Source organism: Aurantiacibacter zhengii, assembly GCF_003584125.1.
In the GTDB taxonomy this organism is placed as follows: Bacteria; Pseudomonadota; Alphaproteobacteria; order Sphingomonadales; family Sphingomonadaceae; genus Alteraurantiacibacter; species Alteraurantiacibacter zhengii.
Window position 1 is genome coordinate 314,373 of the sequence record NZ_QXFL01000002.1, and the last position, 20,302, is coordinate 334,674.

Here is a 20,302-nt window from a genome sequence, read left to right on the forward strand (position 1 = left end):
CGATGGTGATGCCGTCGCCGAAGCTATCCAGCACCTCGCCGCTATCGGGATCGAGCAGCACCAGCGCGCCGCCGCCGGTCGTTGCCCACAGCCTGCCCTGCTGATCGAAAGCCATGTTGAACACCGGCACATCAAGCTGCGCCAGGGGTTCACCAGCCACACCGCCATTGGCATCGAAGCGCCAGATCGTGCCGCGATTGGCACCGCCCGAAATCAGGATGTCGCCGTTCGGCGCTTCGACGATGGCCATCGGGCCGATGCCCGCGTCGGACTGGCCGATGCCCGTTGCAAAGGCGTTGCCAATAAACGGGCTGAGGACGGAGTCGAATTCGCTCGGCCGCGTGAGCGGATCGGCAGAAGGCACATTGGCCTGCGCGGCCAGGAACAGCGCGTTGCTGGACGGTTCCGGGGAGACCGGCAGAGGCTGGCCGAAATTGGGCGCAGTTGTGCCCGGTACGCTGGGAATACCGCCCAGATTGACGGAAGAGCCATCGTCAACCGCGTTCACGCCGGGTCGCGGCACCTCGCGGTTGCCCGCGATATCGGTCGCAAGTGCCAGGAATTCGTAGGTCTTGCCTGCCTCACCGGCAAAGATTTCCTCGCCGCTGGCCTGCGGAACCTGCCGCTGCCATATACGGAAATCGCCGCCGTTCTCGGCAACGTAAAGCGTAACGTGCTTCACGCCGGAACCGGCCGCGTCGTCCTCCACGTCCCAGGTGATATTGAAATCGCTGGTAGTGCCGATCCGCGTTGCCGTGATCGTGCTTTCGGGCGCGGCATTGTCGATCACCTGGCTCAGCACCGTGGTGTCTTCCGGCGCAAAGCCGGTCATCACCACGCGTGCCTGCGCGGTGATCCGCTCACCTGTCAGCAGGTCGTCGCGCGGCTGCACGGAATAGTTCACGAAGCCTGCGCCGTTGCCCTGCGCGGTGTTTGGCGCCAGCAAGCCGCGTGTCTCGTCCTGCAACACTTCGCCCGTCAACGGGTCGATTGCCTGGATCAGCCAGCTTGCACTTGCCGGTTCCTGGAACAGGTCGATCACCGCGCTGACGCGCAGCACGAAACCGCGCGTCGCGGTAAAGTCGATTTCCGCTTGGAAATTGCTGCGGCCATCGGGAACGTCGATCGTGATATCGCCGATCTTGATGTCGCCGAAATTGAAGGAACGCGGGTCCAGGTCGGGATCCAGCTCGGTGACGATGCGGATCTCGTTGACGAATGCGCCCGAACCCTCGGCATTTTCGAAGCCGACGGAATAGGGAAGATCGACATTGCCCGGCAGCCAGCCCTGGGTTTCCAGCGTCTGCGGGCCGGTGATCGAGGCCAGGCGGCCGACCTGGCCCTCTTCTTGGAACACGTTGCTGAAATCGAGCGCCGCGAAGGGATCGCCATCGACCGGCTCCGGTCCATTGATCTGGAAATCGGCAGGCAGCCCGGCACCGCGCTGGCCAAACGGGATCCACGGCACGAAAATGCGGAAGGATTCGAAATGCGTGGGACTGCTCAAGCCCAGGTCATAGTCGGCAAAGTCGGTGATGAGCGGAATGGGTACGTCCTGCACGCCATACTTATCGGACTGGCGAGCATCCATGAACTCGATGGCAGCCAGCTTGCCTTCCTCATGGCCATACCACTGGCGCAGCTGGGTAAAGAAGCCGGGCAGATCCCCGTCGGAGCGCACATCGCTGCCCGCCGGACCGAACAGGATGCCCGACGCAAGCACGGCCATCATGGAGATTACATGCGCCTGCGTGCGGATCGGGGGAATTTCGCCATCGGGACGCAGAAGACCAGCTTCTTCCAGCGCGGCCAGGAAGAGATCGGTCCATTCACCCTCGTCCGCAGCCAGCGCCAGCAAGGCGGGGGCGGCATCGCCATCGGCCAGGATCGATTCCCGCAGCGCCTGCGCTTGCGCGGTCTGGAAGGCGACGAATTCCTCGCGCGTCATCGTCGTGGCGGCGGCGGTGATGTGGAAACGGTAGGGAATATAGACGATCTCGTCCTTGCCCGGCACCGCGGTGTTGGCGTTGTAGAAGCTTTCGAAATCCAGCGCGTCCAGCGCCTGGCCCACGCCCGGCTGCTGCTCGTCCAGGCTTTCTTTCACCGCTTCCCACCACTCGCCGATGGCTGCCTCGCCACCTTCTTCCAGGATCGGATCGAGATCGGCGAAATGGATCGCCATCTTGTCGCGGAACTGATCGAACGCGCGATCGGCCAAGCCTTTCAGGCCCGGATATGTCTCAAGGTTAAAAGTAAAGCCGGAGAACCCGTCTGCCGGATGATCGTAAAGGAAGCCGCTGGTCAGCAATTGGCCGTCGGTATTGGTGATCGAGTCCAGGCTGAAGAACGGCACGTTCGCATTGGGGCCGCCCTCCGCCCCGTCAGGCGTGCCGCGCACGTTGGTGAAGAAGTCGAGGAACGGCAGGCCATAGACCCACGGGTTGTTGTTCAGTTCCGGCACGCCGACCTGGAAATAGGTATAGGGCGCATCGAGGTTCGACAGGTTCTGCAGGGCAACGGAATAGGTCGCCTGGTCACCTGCCAGGATAACACGCGGCCCACCCACGCCGATGGTGACCTCCGGCTCGATCCCGCGCTCGATCAGGAAGCGATAGGGCTCGACCGTCTCGTCACCATTGGGATTGATGACCTTGAGATCGTAGAGCCCGTGCGGAGCATCGGTGAAATCGAACGTGGCGACGATGGTGGAGGCGTCCACCACTTCCCACGCCACCGGCTCATACTCGGCAATGCCCGGACGTGAGAGTTTCAGGATCGCGTCCTCGTGGAACTGCGCGCCCTTGATCGTGGCGGTAACGTACTTGCCGTCTCCGCCGGTATCGGTGTCGATATCGGTAATGACCAGCGGCAGGATATCGGCGCTCAAGGTCACCTGACTGCCCTCCGCCGGAGCGGCGAACCCGCGCACGAGCACGTAATACACGCCCGGTTCGGTGTCGGGCACGATGGCGGTCAGTTCCTGTGCCAGCGGTCCGGTGTAAGTGGCATCGTACTGGGACGAGGTCGGCGGCACATCGTGACGCACGTAGACTTCGTTGATGCTGCGCTCGTCATCGGAACCCACGCGCAGGCGCAGGGTCTGCTCGGGGGGCACCTCGATACGGTAAAACCGCTCCTGCCCCGGCTCCAGCCCGACCGTCAGCGGCACGCCCAGCAGCAGTTCGTCCACCGATACGTTCAGGGCAGAGGCCGACGCGGTGGTGTTGTTGCCCTCGCCCTCATCCTCGAACAGCTGGTTGCGCACATCGGTGCGCACGATGATGCGATAGTCGCCTGCCGCTGTTCCCGGCAGCGTGGTGTTCAGGGTGAGCGAATAGCTTTCGCCCTCGGCCAGCGTTCCTGCATAGTCGGCGCGGCCAAGTAGCTTGTCGCCGATATCCCAGGTCGCGTCGGTGGATAGATAAACCGCGTCGGTCCAGGTGCCGCTAGCGCTTTGGGTGGATCGGTTGGTGACCTGCCAGGTGATCGACAGGTCTTCGCCCGGCTGCGCGCCCGCTGGCACCACGATGTCGCTGACTTCGATGTCGCTCGGCGGCGGGCGGTCGATGATGACCGGGTCCACGGTGCCTGCTGTGTTATTGCGTTCGTCGCTTTCGAACACGGTGCCGGTGGAATTGTACCGCGCCGGATCGGTGACGACAAAAACATAGTAGGCATCGGTGCCGAGGTTGGTCGGCATCGTCAGGTCGAGCGAGACATCATAGCTTTCGCCCGCGCCGAGGCCGCCATTGTGCCGCACGCTGCCAAGGAACCTGTCCGACGTCAGGTCGAGGAAGGGATCGCGCGACAGGTAGATCAGGTCGTCCCAGCGGTTCTGCTGGGCAGGCACTTCGCCGCCGCTGTTTGTGACGGTGTATTCCAGCGTGAACTTCTGCCCCCGCAAGGCACGCTCGGGTACGACCAGTTCGGTCACTTGCAGGTCGGGCGGCGTATAGGGCGACAGGGTTATCTGTCCTGCCGTGGTGTTGTTGCCCTCGCCCTGGAATTCGCGCACCTCGCCATCGGATGCGCCGGTCACGCCGCGCAGCCGCGGCGACAGGCTGCTTTGCCCATAGCCGGACTGGCGCGGCCCGGAATCGGCCATCGCGATTACGTTGAATTCGCCTTCCAGTTCGAACGGCATCGTGACGGTAGCCGTGGCGATGTAGAATTCACCCGGCTTCAGCGCGCCGGTATGCTCCACCTCGGCCTTTACCTCTACGCCGGGGGAGGTTTCGCGCGTCATCAGCCAGTCGGTGTTGTCGAGCGAACCGTCCAGCGACAGGTAGAGCCGGTCGGTCCAGCTGCTCTCGCGCGTTTCGCGATTGCCGACATTCTGGACCTTGAAGGAGATTTCGTAGGTCCCGCCAGCCTGCATGTTGTCGGGCAGGATCAATTCCAGAACCTGCAGATCAGGTTCGCGGTATTCGACCGGGAACTGCGCCTGTCCCATGTTGCCCTCGGGCAATTCGAACGCCGCCTTGGCGAAAACGGAATCGCGCAGGGCCGCGTTGCTGCCTCGATCCACCAGCGTGTAGCTCGTAGGATCCCGGCCGATGGCGTTGGTGAAGACGTAGACGTAGAACTCTCCCTCGACGCCTGGCGGCAGGGCGAATTCGGCCGTGTTGGTATAGCTTTCGCCAGAGGCCATGCCGGTGTTCGGCTGGACGATGGTCGCCACCAGTTCGGCACGGTCCTGCCTGAAGACCGGGTCTTTGGAGATGTAGATCTTGTCCTGCCAGTACTCTGTACCTGCCCAGACATCGGCCCCGTCGTTGCGCACCGTGTAGGTGACGCTGGTCAGCTCGCCCGAATAGGCCGGCATGCCGGGCGCAGCGGGGACGATGGATGTAACGCGCAGGTCTGCCGGTTCGTTTGTCACGTCGGTGGCAACGAAGAACTGGTTGTCGAGCCTGTTCTGGTCTGCCGCAAACTGGGATTCGACGATTACGTACATGCCCGCCGCTGCAGGATTGAGATCGACGGTGATGGAATTGGTGTAACTCTCGCCCGGATCGAGGGGGGTGAGATTGGCCACGGTGCCCAGATCGAAACGGCGCGTCGAGTCTTCCAGCAGGGGCGTATCGGACAGGTAGATGCGATCGATCCAGCCATTGGCCGTTACATCGCCGCCAGCTTCGACCGTCCACGAAACCGTGAACGGCTCTCCGCCCTTGCCAACCGCGTCGGCGGTCACCTGGGTCACGGCGACGTCGCGCACCGTCGATTGCGGCGGGATGCCAACGATATCGATGGGACGCGCACGGTAATTGCTGGAATTGATTTCGTTGGGATCGTCGGGGTTGACGTTCACCGCCAGCGAATCCTCCAGCAGCGAGCCGTAAGGGTCCACCCATGGGGTTATGTAATAGGTGCCCGATGTCAGGCCGGTGGGCAGCGTGACTTCCACCGTTCGGTCGTACCCCTGCCCTTCGACCAGCTCCCCATCGGAATAGCGCAGCGTCTTGAGCAGGATGTCACCCTGCCCCGGATGCGGCCGGTTCTTGTCGCGCGTCAGCCACACCTGCTCGGTCCAGCTGCCAAGGTCCGATGTGCCCTGTCCGCGGTTGGTGACGGTGTAGTTCACCGTCAGGGTATTGCCTTCGAAGGCCTGCTGCGGCGCGGTCACATTGTCGAGCACAAGATCGGCGAACGGGATCGGATCGACGTAAAGCTCGTGCACCGCGACATTACTGGAATTGCCGTCGTTCGGCCATTCGTCCACCGCGTTGCCGGTGTCGGTCTTTACCAGCACGTACACCGTGCCACGAAACCGCTTGGGCACGGTGAAGACATTGGATTGAGTGCGGTATTCCTCCAGCGAATCCAAGGCCGACTGGTTCTGGTGGGTGGACACCAGGATATCGTCGCTGGTCAACTTGTCGTCCAGCGACAGCCAGACCTGATCGGTCCAGTTGCCGCTCGCCTCGATCAGGCCCTGGTTGAACACCGTGAACTCTATGGATGCCGTCGCCCCCGCCGTGACCATGTCCGGCGCGATGATCTCGCCGATGCGCAGGTCCGCGCGCGGCAACAGCGAAACCAGGATCGTCTCGTCGTCCACCAGAGTGTTGTTGCTGCCGGCAGCGCCATGTTCGTACACCGTGTTGGTGGCATCGGTGATAACGATGACTTCGAACTGGTCGCTGCTGCGATCGGGCAGGCGCATTTCCTCGCGCCGGGAATAGCTGGTGCCAGCTTCCAGCGGCCCGGTGTAGGAATAGGTGCCGATCAGCGTGCCCGGCCCCGCCTCGCCTGCCTTGCGCAGATAGACACGGTCCACCCAGGTGCCTTGCGCGGCGGCCTGCCCGTCGTTGCGCACCGTCCATTCGACGTCGATGACCGTGCCCTCCACACCCGTTTGCGGGGCAGAAATGTCGGTTACCTTGAGGTCGGGCGAAGGAGCGAGAGAGACCGAGATGGCGTTCGAGTTGCCAGCGTTGTTGCCGGTATAGATGAACTCGTAAGGCGCGCTGTTCGGACTGGTGCTGCCGGGCGCCTCCACCACGATACGATAGTCGCCCGAAATGCCTTCGGGCAGCGTGAAAGTGGCGGTGCGTTCGTAGCTGGCGCCGGGCGCGAGGAAACCCAGGTGATTGTTGTTGCCCAGCTGTACGCGCCCCGATCCGTCCAGCCGTTCTAGATAGATGCGGTCGTACCAGCTGGAGGTGTTGGTGAGGCCCGGCCCCTGGTTCCCGATTTCCCAGGTGATGGTGATCTCGTCACCCGACTGCGCCGTGGCGGGTGCATCCACCCGCTCCACGAACAGATCTGCCCATAGGAAAGGCGAGACATCGAAAGGCTCGGCCATGGCCGCGCGGTTCCCGTCGGCGCCGTTTTCGAACACCGCGTCGACAGCATCGGAGCGTACATACAACGTATAGCGCCCGAAAAAGCCGGGCGGCAGGATCAGGTCGAGGCTGGCATCATAGCTGGTGCCCACGTCCAGACCGCCCTCGTGCAGCAGCTCGCCCAGCAGGATGTCGTCGTTGTTGCCAAGCGTTGCATCACGGCTGACGTAGATACGGTCCACCCAGCTATCCGTCGCGCCGCGACCGGTGCCGGTGTTGGTTACAGTCCAGTCAACGGTAACGCGTGCGGGGTCCTGCACGGTCAGGGTGGGCGCGCTGACATTGCTGACCTGCAGATCGGCATAGGGGGCAAGGCCCACGGTCAGATCGGTGGCGGCAATATTGTTTGCCTCGCCCGCACTCAGTTCGGCAATCTGGCCGCCGCTATCGGTGCGTAGCAGCAAGCGATATTCGCCGCTGGCATCAATAGGCAGAAGCACGTCCAGTACGCCGTCGTAGCTCTCGCCCGCCGCCAACGGCGCATTGGCAACCAGCTCGCCCAGCTTGATATCGCCGGAACCGATGGCATCGTCACGCGACAGCCAGATCTCGTCCTTCCAGCCTTCCAGCGTGGTGCCGCTGCCGGTGTTCGTGATCGTCCAGCGCACTTCGATGACAGTGTTCGATTCCAGATCGGCATCCCCACTATGGGAAAGATCGCCGGGCACCAGATCCGGGTGGGCCAGCACCAGTTCCAGGCTGGCGCCGTCGTTGTCATTCTCTAGCCCGCCTTCGAACACCTGCCCGAACGCATCGGCGCGAACGATGATATGATAGCCATCATCGCCCAGCGACTTGGGCAGCGTGACCAGCTGCGTCACCTCGTACGCTTCGCCGGGGGCCAGATCGAAGGCGCGGTCGACCGTCGCCAGCAGAGCGGCGCCTGCCACGGTGGTGTCGTTATCGACGTAGATCCGGTCACGCCATGGGGCAGTCGATGCCACGGTGCCGGTGTTGCGCACTACGTAGGTGACCTCCACCGTCTGGCCCGGCACCGCCCCTTCAGGCACGGTTACGCTTTCGACGACAAGGTTGCCTGCGGGCGCGCTGGTGAAGGTGATGGGTGCCGAAACGGCATTGTTGTCACCCTCCTGCGCGTTCTCGAACACGGTCTGGCCAGCGTCGGTGACGAGGATCAGCTTGTACGGTCCCACGCGCCCATCCTGCACGCTGACGGGCACTGACACCGAATAGCTGGCGCCGACACCCAGCGAAGCGTTGCGGGCGATCTCTGCCAGCACCAGGTCGCCGTCATCCACCGTATCGTCGGCAGACAGCACGATCCGGTCGACATGGCCGCCAGGCGCAGCCGCATCCCCGGTGTTGCGCACGCGCCAGGAGACGTTGAAGGTCTCTCCCCCCGCCACCGTGCCGGCAGGGCCGAAAACCGCCTCTGCCACAAGGTTCGGCGCCTGGGTGATGATGAAGGTTGAAACCGGATCGCTGGTGTTGTCCGCGCGGCTGTCCGGCTCGACAACCGTCCCGTCGGCATCGGTTACCACGAACAGCCTGTATGTTCCGCCGATGTTGGCAGGGATCGTGAAATCCGCGCTGGCGTTGTAGCTGGCGAGGATTCCCAGCGCCGCGCTGCGGGGCAATTCGCCAAGCAAGATATCGTCGTCGTTGCCCACGGTATCGTCCGCGCTCAGGATCAGGCGGTCTACCCAGCCCCCATCGGCCACGGCATCGCCCGCGTTGGTGACCCGCCAGCTGACCGTGGCCGTTTCACCGCCCCGTACGTTGGCAGGTATGGAGACATTGTCGACGCGAAGGTCGGCGTACGGGCTGGCGACAACCGGAGTATCCACCGACAGGTCGTTGTTGGCCTCTGCGTTAAAACCGGCTGCGACTTCGCGCACGGTACCTGCCACCCCGCCCTGGCCCCGGTCGGTTTGCACCAGGACCCGGATGTTGCCGACCGACTGCACCCCGTCGGGCAAGGTGAAGGTGATCGATTTGGAACGGCTTTCTCCCGCGGCCAGCGCGGTGTCCGTGGCGACCGCGGTATCCAGCAGCACTTGCCCGGTGTTGAGGTTGCGCACGAAAATGCGGTTGGCAAAGCCGCCCAGCGTATCGGCGTTCCCGACATTCGCCTCTGTCCAGGTGAGCGTGACGGTGTCGCCCGCAGCCAGGTTCCCTTCCGCGATGGCGAGATCGGAAATGGTAATGTCGGGAGCCGATACGATCGTTTCGACAAGCGCGTTGTTGGTTTCCGCCGTCGCGTCCTGATTGGCCTCGTCGATATCGTCGAGGATATCTGTGGTGACGGTGAAACGGAAATTACCATGGCTGCCGATACCCTGGGGCCAGGCGATCTGGATCGATTGGGTCAGGCTTTCGCCCGCCGCCAGGGTTTGCGTGTTCTCGACGGTTTGCAGTACGAAAGTACTGTTGGCCGAGAGGTTGCGGACTTCGATCCGGTCGCTGAATCCGGCTACGGCATCACTGTTGCCCTGATTGGTAGTTGTCCAGCTCAGCGTTACCGGGTCGCCCGGTGCCCACCCCTGCTCGGGGGTCACGGTGATGTCGCTCACCACGAGATCGACGAACGGTGCCAGCGTCGATTCCACCTCGAGGATGGCGCTGTTGTTGGCCTCTGCCGCGCCGGTGGCGTCGATTTCGGGAATGGCATTCCCGACGTCGAGGGCCAGTGAAAACTCCAGCCGTCCCACGCCGCTGTTGCCGGTCGGCAGGGTCAGCGTGAATTGCCGCTGCCGTTCTGCCCCCGCCGCGAGATCGCCGGTGCCGTCGTCAACAAGGTAGTTGCCGATCGTCTCGCCGGTATCAAGGTTGCGCACGATGATCCGGTCGGCCCAGTTGCCCTCGGCCGCCGCCGCGCCGGTGTTCTGCGTTTTCCAGGAAACCGTTACAGTGCCACCGGAATAGATCCCGTCGACCGACGTTACCGCCAACTGCGCCGGTACCAGGTCCGGCGCATCCCCCGCCAGGGGATCGATCACGATCGGATCGCTGGGCGTGCTTTCCACGACGTTGAAGTTGTAGTTGCCGATATTGGCGGCATCATAGATGCGCCCTTCCAGCAGCAGCGTATAGGTGCCCGTTTGCGGGATTTCGAAACCTTCGACATCGTCGAAATTGTTGGCAAACAGCTGGACTCCGGTCGGCCCGATCAGGCGCCAGCGAATTGACGCACCACTTGCCGTAACGCGATCGAAATAGAACTGTTCTCCTGCCTCGGCTTCGAACTGGTAGACTTCAGTCTCCGAGCCGGGGCTGAGCGTACCGGACACCGGCAAGCCCGGCGTTACCGCTGTTGCATCGGCCAGATCGAGCACGCGTATCGCGAAGTCGCGGCCAGCGAACACCTGGTTGTGCACGCGCAGGCGGTAGTCACCGGCGGGCAAGGTAATGACGGGATTGGCGGTGAAATCCAGACTGTCACTGGCAAGGAATTCGCGCTCCGCAATGACCGCCCCGTCGCGCAGCAGCGTCCATGCGAGATTGCCGTCATTGCTGAAGGGATCGACGACGATGCGCGCTTCTTCGTCCAGCGTGAAATCGAGGAAGGCAAACTGGAACGGCTTGGCAAGCGTGCCCTGGTAGGTCTCGCCCAGATCAAGGGTATCCACGAGATCGTCCAGCCGCGTCGCCTGGAACTGGTAGGCATTGGTCCCTTCATCGGAAACCAGCCCTTCGAACAGCAGGTAATACCTTCCATCACCAGGCAGCGTGATTGCGCCTGAATCGTTATCGATGGGATTGTGCCACACCTGCCTGCCAAGGCTGTCGACCAGACGCCATTCGCCATTCAGGTCGTTGCCCAGCGACTGGAAGTAGAACCGCTGTCCTTCCAGCCCGTCCAGGTAATAGACATCGGTGGTGTTTGCCGGATCGAGTTCCCCCGCGGTCGGCGCGTCGATAGGCAGTTCGGTGGCAACGGCGGCAAGGTCGAGAATGCGGAAAGCGAAATCGCCGGTCATGTCCCCGTCGCCGGAAACCAGCACCGTGTAGTCACCCGGCTGCGCGTAAATGGCGGTGGAATCGTTGCGCGCGTGGGCATCGCTGGCATCGAACGCGCGCCCGGTGATTGCGCCGCCGGCATCGGCCAGCGTCCAGCGCAGGCTGCCGCTGTTGGCCATGCTGTCGAAATGCAACAGGGCCGCCTCGGCCAATGTGAAGGTGTAACTGCGCAGCGCACCCGGCGTGGGGATGCTTCCCGTTGCCACTTCACCCAGCGCAAGGGTCTGGGTTGCCTGCGTGATATCGTGCACGGCGAATTGCAGCGTCTGCGGTGAGACATCGCCGATGCGACCCTCTACCAGCAGCGTGTAGGTGCCATCCAGGGGCAGTTCCACCGGTGAAAGATCGCCCAGCCGCACGGCATCGAATAGCATGCCCCCATCGGGATCGATGATGCGCCAGTAGGCGAGGTTCGAGCCCGAGACGAAATCGAGAAACAGTTTCTGTCCCGCGGCGCCTGTGAAGCTGTAGGCCTGTGTCCGGTTGCCGGGGTTGAGTGTAAGATCCTGCGCCTCGCCCAGCGTCAGGGCTGTACCCGCGTCGATATCGAACACGCGCAACGAAAAACTGCCGGTGGTGGTGCCGCCAGGCGACACTGCCAGTTCGTAATCGCCCGGCTGCAACACCAGCACCGGGTTCTCGGTTCGGCGTTCCCACGAATCCGTTGCGGTGAAACGGCGCGGCCCTTCGCCTTCGTAAGGTCCGGTAATCTGCCAGTAGAAATTGCTGTTGTTCGTCAGCGTATCCACCGCGATGCGGGTTTCTTCGGTCAGCGTGAAGCCATAGCGCTGCACCGCGCCTTGGGCGGCAATATTGCCGGTGATGACATCTCCCAGCACCAGCGGCACGATGGGGTCGGCAGCCGGAGTCATCACCACGCTGACGTTGTCGACGTCCTGGTTGCCGATGTCGCTGCCCTGCGAAGCGCCGAACACCGCGCGGTGGGCGTCCAGATCGAAGCCACCGATGAAATAGCCGTCGATCACCGTTATCGCGCTGCCGCCTTCCGGCGTCAGCACCAGCGTTACGGTGGCACCGCCATCAACGCGCTCCACCAGCAGGCGGGCATGGGCCCAGTCGCCCGAAGCAAGGTCGAAACCCGGATCGTCGAAATTGACAATGCGCGGACCATTGAAATGGATTTGTACGTGGTTGTCGTTGGGATCGCCGGTGCCGCCGTTGTCGGTATCGAGGAACAGCATCAGCGAGCCGGGCACTTCCAGCGGGCTTGCATCCCCACTTGCCGGACCGGCAGAGCCGTGCTCCTCCACCGAATAAAGGCCGAATGAAATGCCATCGGGTCGCCCGACCTGTCCCGGTCGCGGGGTAATGCGAAAATCGAATTCCAGTTCGATGGAATCCTGCCGCCCGGTCCCGGTGGCCGAGAAATAGGCGCTGTTCCGCACGTTGGTGCCCAGTGTGTCGGTCAGGCGCAGGAAGCGGTTTCCGTCCTGCTCCACAACCTGGGCAGCAGCGCCGCGATTGTTCACCAGCACATAGGGCAGCCCGCCAGGCAGGAAGTCCTGCTCGGTTTCGCCATTGGCGGGGTTCTGGATCGGTACTTCGAAGGTGAAGGAGTAGGGTACGTCGGCAGTGTTGGAGGCACGCCCCTCCACCGCCAGCGTGTAGGTGCCCGCCAGCTTGGCGGCGAGATACCCGGTATCGGAGATGGTATTCGGGCCGAACACCTGCCGGCCCAGCGGGTCGAACAGCCGCCAGCGGTTATTGGTGGACAGGTTCTGCAGCGAATCGAAGGCAAAGACCATGCCCTGCGTCGCTTCGAAGCGGTAGAGATCGGTCTCCCTGCCCTGCTGCGAAAGCACGCCGTTGTAGGTGCCGCCAGCGGCCAGCTCCTGCGCGGTAGAGAGGTCCAGCAGGCGAAAGCCGTAGTCGCCCGTCGCTGCGCCTGACCCGTCGAACGTTAGCGTCCAGTCTCCCGGCTCCAGCATCAGGAGCGGATTGCTGGCGGTCTGGTTGATACCGTCACTGTCGCGCAGGGTACGCGCCGTAACCACAGCGCCGCGCGGACCGGTCAGCGTCCAGTTTATGTCCGTCCGGTCGGTGAAATTATCGAAGATGACCTGCGTGGTTGCGTCGATCGTGAATGTATAGCTGTCGCTCTCTCCCGAGGCCAAGATCGAGCCATCGACACGATCACCCAGCGTATAGGCGGTGGTGGTCTGGCTGTAGGGTGTCAGCCGAAACGCGAAATTGGCGAGCGAGCCGTGGTTGATCCTGCCTTCCAGCAGCAGCGTATAGATGCCGTCATGCGGGAGTTCCAGCCCGTCGATATCGTTGAGGCCGCGTGAATCGAACACATCCTTGCCGTAAGGATCGACCAGCCGCCAGTAGATATCGTTGGCCACGGCGATAGCATCGAGGATGAACTTCTCGCCCTCGGCTCCGGCAAACTTGTATGCCGTAGTTGAATTCGACGGGTCCAGCGTTCCTTCGACGAGATCACCCAGCGCCAGCGGCGTTGCATTGCCAAGGTCCAGCAGGCGGAAGTTGAAGTAGGCGGTCGTCCCGTCCAGCGCGTCGACAGTGAGAAAATATTCCCCCGGCGCAAGGCGCATGGTCGAATTCGTTCGCAAATCCACCGAGTCGGACTGGTGGAACCGCCGGTCGGCGACAACCGAGCCCGATGGTCCGTCGAGGGACCACGACAGGGCAGAGGAGTTCGTCAGGCTGTCGAAAGAGATCAGCGTCTCTTCATCGAGCGTGAAGCTGTAGACTTTCGTCTCGCCCGGAATGTCGATCCGGCCCGACACGCCTTGCGTGTTCATGTCCACCAGGCTGGCATTGCCCGGCAAGGATGTATCCTCGAAGTCGAGCGCGTAGATCAGGCCGGGCGCGCCTTCCGCCGGTGGCGACGTCATGCCGTCGCGCAGCTGCTGTTCGCTACGGGCCACGTCCCACAGGCGGAAGGAATCCACTGCCCCTTCGACCATGCCGAAATCGGTGCGTGCGGACGCGTAACGGCCGATCCAGAGAGGCTCGGCGTTGTTGAACATCTGGGAGTTGCGCACGCCTGAAGTCGCCTGCGCAACGCCGTTGACGTAAAGCGTCATCACGCCATTGTCGCGGTCCACGACTGCGGCCACGTGGAACCATTCTCCGGTAGGGATGACGTTCGTACCGGTGCGCACCTGCTGGTTGCCCGCGTTGTCGCCCACATCCAGGTTGAGCTGTCCGGCGGAACTGACCGACAGGTGGTAGGAAAGGCGGGACGCGGCCAGTTCGTTACCCTTGGAGGCCAGGATCATCCATGAATCGGTGAAGCGATCGAGCTTGAACCAGCCCTCCAGCGTCATGTTCTTGGCTGGCGAGATTTCCGGCCCGTCGGGCACGGCGACATAGTCCACCCCGCGCAGCGCAAGTGCGTTGCCAGACTGGCCGGGCACCAGTTGCGGCGCGTCGGGGTTCGCCCCGTCCGGCACGATGGCGATAGGCACAGGTTCTGAAATGCCGTGGACGGCGAACCGGAAATCCACCGGCCATCCGTGCCAGACGCGGTTCTCCAGGATGATGGTATAGGTGCCGGTAAGCGGCGCCTCGCCGACATCGCGATCGAGAAAGCTGGCGCGTTCCAGGATCTGGCGGCCAAGCGGATCGATGATGCGGAAGGTGGCTCTGTCGGCGCTGGTGCCATAGGCGAGCGCATCGATGAAAATACGCTGACCGGCGGTGAGATCGATTTTCCAGGCGTAGTTCTCGCCCGCACCCTTCGTCTGGCCGGAAACAACTTCGCCGCTGGCAATGGTCTCTGCTGATCCCAGGTCGAGCACGCGGAAAGCAAACGCGCCTGTCGTGCCCGAATTGCTGCTGACGGTCAGGCGATAGGTTCCAGGGTAGACCTCTACGGTAGGGTCTCCGCTGCCGAATTCGTAACTGTCGCCGTTGCGCATGTTGCGCGTGATGACGCTGCCGTCCGATCCCTCCAGGCGGATCGTGAAGTCGTCGTTGTCGTGAACCGAATCGAGCATCAGCCGCGTGCGTTCGGTAACGGTGAATGTGTACTGCGCAGTATCGCCGGGCGCGGTCAGGCGGCCAAGGACCGCGCCGGGCACGCCCGCGAGGTCAGAACGAATGGCAACGGGCTCCCCCGAGACGCCTTCGATGGTGGAACCACCGGCGAAATTGTCGAAGCCCAGCCGCGCCACCAGCCCGGTGTCGTCGGCAGGCGCGCCACTCAGCATGTCACCCTGAATCTGTACCTGGCTGCGGGCGCCGCTCCATACGCGCACCTCGTCAAGGCCGCCTTCGAAGTGGCGATAATCGGAATTGTATTCGCTCGTCCCGCCGATGAACAGCGGCGTATCGGGCGATCCCGAAGCGGGGTTGGTGGAAATGTTGGCCGAGGCGGCGAGTTCGCCGTTCAGGTAAATTTCCATCGTGCCCGCGGTGCGGTTCATCACCGCCGCGACGTGAGTCCACTCGCCAAAGGGGACCGAGCCGCTGGCCGTGCTGATAGAATCATTAGCGCCACCACGCTGGCTCGACATGTGGATGTAGCCGTTGTTCTCGAACCACACCGAATATGTGCGCTGGTTGGCGTCGTTGGCCTTGTAGACGATGGGCGCCCAGTTGTCGGGCTGCCGCTCCGGATTGATCCAGAATTCCACCGTCACGTTCTCGCGCAGATCGAGCGCCGGGTTGTCGATTTGCACTTCCTCATGCGAGGTCAAGGCGACGGCATTGCCGACCTTGCCGGGGCGCAGGAACGGCGCGGTGACGGCAGTTTCGATATTGATCGGGCTTACGGTGTCGCGGTTCTCGTGCAGGGTAAAGGCGTAGGACTTGGTGGCTGCAGTGTCCCACACGCGCCCTTCCACCAGCACCGCATAGGTGCCATCGCGAACAGCGGTGAAGCTGGCGTCCCGGTAATCCAGCTTGTCCACCACCACATCGCCATCGGGTCCAAGGATGCGAAGCGTAACGCTGGCCGGATCGATGATGCTGTCGAAGTAGTAGCGCTTCCCGGATTCGGCAGGGAAGGTGAAGACATCGGTCTCACTGGCACTGGTAAGGTCGCCTTCGACCCGCTGGCCCAGCTGCAGCGACGCAGCGGCATAGGGATCGAGCAGGCGGAACTGCGCCGTGCCGGTAGCAAAGCCATTGCCGCGAACAACGAAGGTGGATGTTCCAGGAGCAAGCAGCGCCAGGCGCTGGTAAGTGGCTTCCTGCGCATCGGCGTAATAGAACGAACTGGCGGCGATTTCCCCTTCCGGCCCCTCGATGCTCCACAGCAGGTTCGTGTCGGGCGTCCGCGAATCCAGCAGAATATAGGTCGGCTCGTCGACTGTGATCTCGTACCGCAACACCTGCGTTGGAGAGGCGACGGTGGCGCTAACCAGTTCGCCCAATTCCAGTACCTGTGGCTGTGGATCGAGCACCCGGTGCAAGGCAAAGGCATAGCTGCGGCTGGCGGCCGTATCGTAGACGCGCCCCTCTACGAGCAGGTAGTACGTGCCTGTGAATTCGGCCGTGAACGTACGGTCCGAAAAGCTTACGGCATTGGTAAGGTCGCGCCCGAAGCGGTCGACTATGCGAAACGAACCGCCGCTGGCGGCCTGGATGGCATCCAGGGCCAACACCTCTCCTGCCGTGGCGGCAAAAGCATAAACGTCCGTTTCGTTGGAAGGCGTGAGATCGCCACTGGTCACGCTGCCATCGCCTGCCAGGGTAACGGCGGCGGCTTCCATGTCGAGCAGGCGAAACGCGAAATCGCCCGTCGTCGCCAGAGTGCCTGCAATCTCCAGCGTATAGTCACCGGCAGCCAGCAACGCGCCGGGCAAGGTCGCGCGTTCATAGCTGTCGGCAGTGCGCATCGAACCGCCAATTTCGCCCTGAGGTCCGACAAGCCGCCAGGTGATCGCGCTGTTGTTGGTGAAGCTGTCGAACACCACCAGCCTGTCTTCGGCAAGGGTGAAGCTGTACGACCTCGTCTCGCCGGGCGCTGCCACCGCGCCTTCCATCCGCTCGCCCAATGCCAGTGACACAGGTGCCACGGCCTGTACGAGGCTGAGCGCGAAGGCATAGTCGTCGCTCGCCGCCGTACTGAAAGCGCGGCCTTCGATCAGCAGGGTATAGGTTCCATCGTATGGCAGATCGATGGCCTGGTCCGTCAGGCCGACCGGGCCGAGCATCGGTCGACCAAACGGATCGAACAGCCGGATCGAGCCGCTAATGCCCACCAGCGCATCCAGGATCACCCGATCGCCAGCGCTGGCGGTGAAGCTGTAAAGATCGGTTTCTCGTGAAGGATTGAGCTCGCCGTCCACCCGCGTGTTGTCGACGGGGACAGGTATGGCGGCGGAGAAATCTAGCAGGCGGAAAGCATAGGCGCCGGAGAGCCCCTCCACCTGCAACTGGTAGGTCCCTGCAAGCGGCAGGTCGATCCCGAGATCGCCGTAATTCTCGTAGCTGTCGGAAGCGGCGAACTGGTTCCAGCCGGTTTCCACCCCGCGTGGGCCGATCAGCCGCCAGTACTTGTTCGAATCGTAAACCAGGGAATCGAAATAGACGATGGCAGGACCAGTGGTGGTGAAGGTGTAGCTGTCGCGTTCGCTGCCGGTTGATAGCGTTGCGTCCACCTGCGAACCCAGCGCCAGCGGGGTGCCGGTGGAACGGTCGTCCTGAAGAACATAGCCTGTCCTGATGGCTTCAAGACTGTAGGCCTCGACGCCGGTCGCATTGACCGCCCCCTCTATCACCACGGTGTATTCGCCATCAGCCGGCAACGTCACCGTAACGGAATCGGAGAAATAGATCGGCGAGCGCACTTGCCTGCCGGTGAAATCATAGAGGCGCAGGTACGCGCTCCCTCCGCCCGCGCCCACTCGCCTGTCGAACGTGATCTCGTCACCCGCAAGACCGCTGACCGTGAAGACATTGCTTGAATTGGCGGGATCGAGCGCGCCGACAATCTCGCTGCCAAGAGCGATTGTCGGGGCATCGGCAAGATCGATGAGCGCAAAGGCAAAGTCGGCAGACGTATCGCCCGCGCCGTCGACGGTGAGGACATAATCCCCGGCCGGCAGGTCAAGCGAGCCATCAGCGGTGTACCGGAATGAATCCGAGAAGGAGAAGCTACGCCCGTTCACCTCCACACCGCGCGGACCGGAGAGGGTCCAGGTCAGGGAGGAATTGTCGGTCTGGGAATCGAACACCAGGCTGGTCGCCTGCGTCAGCGTGAAGGTGTGGCGAACGGTCGATCCCGGCTCGATCGTGCCGCTCTGCTGCGCACCCAGCGTAAGGCTCACCTCGGGATCGGCAATGGCCAGCAGGCGGGCGGAGAACCCGGCTGGGAAGTAGGAATCTTGATACCCCTCCACCGCAATCAGATAGCGCCCCGTGCTGGGCAGATCCCGCAGTTCGCGATCACTCAGGCTCGTCGGCCCGTTTAGAAGTGAACCGTCGGGCGTGTATATCCGGGCGACCAGGTCGGTTCCGGTAATCTGTGTGAAATCGAGGAAGTAGCCTGAACCTGCCTCGGCATCGAACGCGAACAACCGTGTCTCGCTCGACCGGGTGGAGCGCAGCACGGCAGCAGCAGCCGCCGGTGACAGGTCAGCCGCCACGGTGCCGGTGGGTTCGTCAAAGGTCCAGTACCCAAGCAGTCCCGCTTCACTGCCGCTGAGCGGCGCGTCTTTCGCGCCTGCGATCTCGGCAGCGTCCAGCGCGCGCCCCCACAGGCGCACATCGTCGATCAAGCCGCCCCAGATGTAGGACGAGGCAGGAGCTGCGCCCAGGACAAGGTCGCCATCGGAATGGACAATCGCCCCGGTGTAATCCTTCTCGGCCACCAGTTCGCCATCGATGAAAAGCTTCATCATCGCGCCGTCGAACGTGGCTGCGACATGCGACCAGACATCGTCGGTCAATGGGGCTTCGATGAAGTTGGTGGACCAGTTGTTGACGAAGAAGCGGACTGACTGGCCCACGCGCAACAGGCCGAAGCCGTCAGCCCAGTAGGTGGACGTCGTCTTGGTCACCAGACCCTGGTAGAAATAGCGGTCATCGCCCTGCACCCAGGCTTCGACCGTCAGTTCGTCAGGTTGCAGTTCCGGACGGTTGGGCACGGTAAAGTCGAAACGTCCATCAACGTCCCATGCGTGGTTGGTGTCTGTTACCCCGCTGTAATCCAGCGGCGCACCCGCAGGGCGCTCCAGCACGTCGATGGCGCCACCATCTCCAAGAGCTGCCTCGAAACCGGCGCCTGGCAGGATTACCTGTGCATCAGACCCGTCGAGCAGGCGGAAGGCAAAATTGCCTGTCGCGTCACCCGATGTGTCGATCGTGAGCACATAGTCGCCGGCAACCAGATCGAGCAGCGGATTGCCTGAAGAGCCATCCGAATTCTGCAAGCTGCGCGCGTCGACCACGGTCCCGCGAGGTCCCTGCAAGCTCCACGAAAAGCCTTCCGGGGCCACCAGTGAATCGAACAACAGGCGCGTGCGTTCAGCAAGGCTGAAAGTATAGGCAATCGTGCTCCCCGGCGTTTCGATCCGGTCGGCCACCAGCGCGTTGAACCCTAGGGTCTCTTCCCGATTGGTGACCGGCGCGAGCGTGAAGCCGTACTGGAAAGCGGCGGCGTTGTCGTCCGCCCCTTCGATGGCGAGCACGTAGGTTCCGGTACGGCCGAGCGTGAATTCGCCCGAATCTGCAAATGCCTGCGGCCCCGAAACCAGCTCTCCATCCGGCCCGATGAGGCGCCATGTGGTCGTGCCCGAGGTCAGGAACTCCCGGTCGAGGAAGAAGCTTTGCCCGGCAGTAACGTCGAAGGCGTAGAGATGCGTCTCCTTGCCGGGATTGCTGCCGGTTACCTGTTCGCCGGGGTTGATGGGATCCGCATCTTCAAGGTCCAGGAGCCGGAAGCCATAAGTGCCCGTGGCATCAGCCAGCCCGTCGATGCTGATCCGGTATTCGCCCACACCCAGATCGAGGATATTGTTGCCCAGAAAGTCGTCGCCGTCGGAGCTGCCGAAAAGGCGCCACGGCACGATGATCCCGTCCGGCCCTTCGATCTGCCACTGGATCCTGTCGCTATCGGTGAGGCTGTCGAAATAGACCTTTTTCGGCTTCTCGTTGCGGAAGACGAAGCTGTCGGTTTCACCGGCACTGTCGATCTCGCCGGAAATCGTCGCGGCTTCGGCGTTCAGGAGCAGGCGCGGCTCCAGCGCCTCGATGGTCATCCGGTTGGAAAGCATCGAACTGGTTTGCAGCGCGATCCTGCGTCGCTCTCGCGAGTCCGGTCGCTTGTCGGTGAGCCCTGCAATTCCGCGGGCGAGAGCCGCTCGCAGATCCTTGAAACTGATGTCGTTCATACACCGGCACCCGATCGGAAATTTCGCCACCGAGAACGAAGCGAGAGAGGGCCGGTGTCTTCGGGCATTCCCCGAAGGCCTGTTCCTGCCCCTTGCGGGACCGTCACCCCCCAGCGACATGGTTCTCCTTTAAGAAGGCGT

1 protein-coding gene (running past one end of the window) is annotated in these 20,302 nt (G+C 62.8%); it reads right to left on the bottom strand.

Features of this window, described 5'->3' with window-relative positions; translation table 11 throughout:
• Nucleotides 1-20,161 carry the 5' portion of an Ig-like domain-containing protein gene (locus D2V07_RS05160; RefSeq protein WP_158586769.1) on the bottom strand. The gene continues 18,380 nt to the left of window position 1, outside the view, so 20,161 of the gene's 38,541 nt are visible here — the first part of the coding sequence; the start codon lies at nucleotides 20,159-20,161; the stop codon falls past the left edge of the window.
• Between the last annotated feature and the right edge of the window lie 141 nt (nucleotides 20,162-20,302).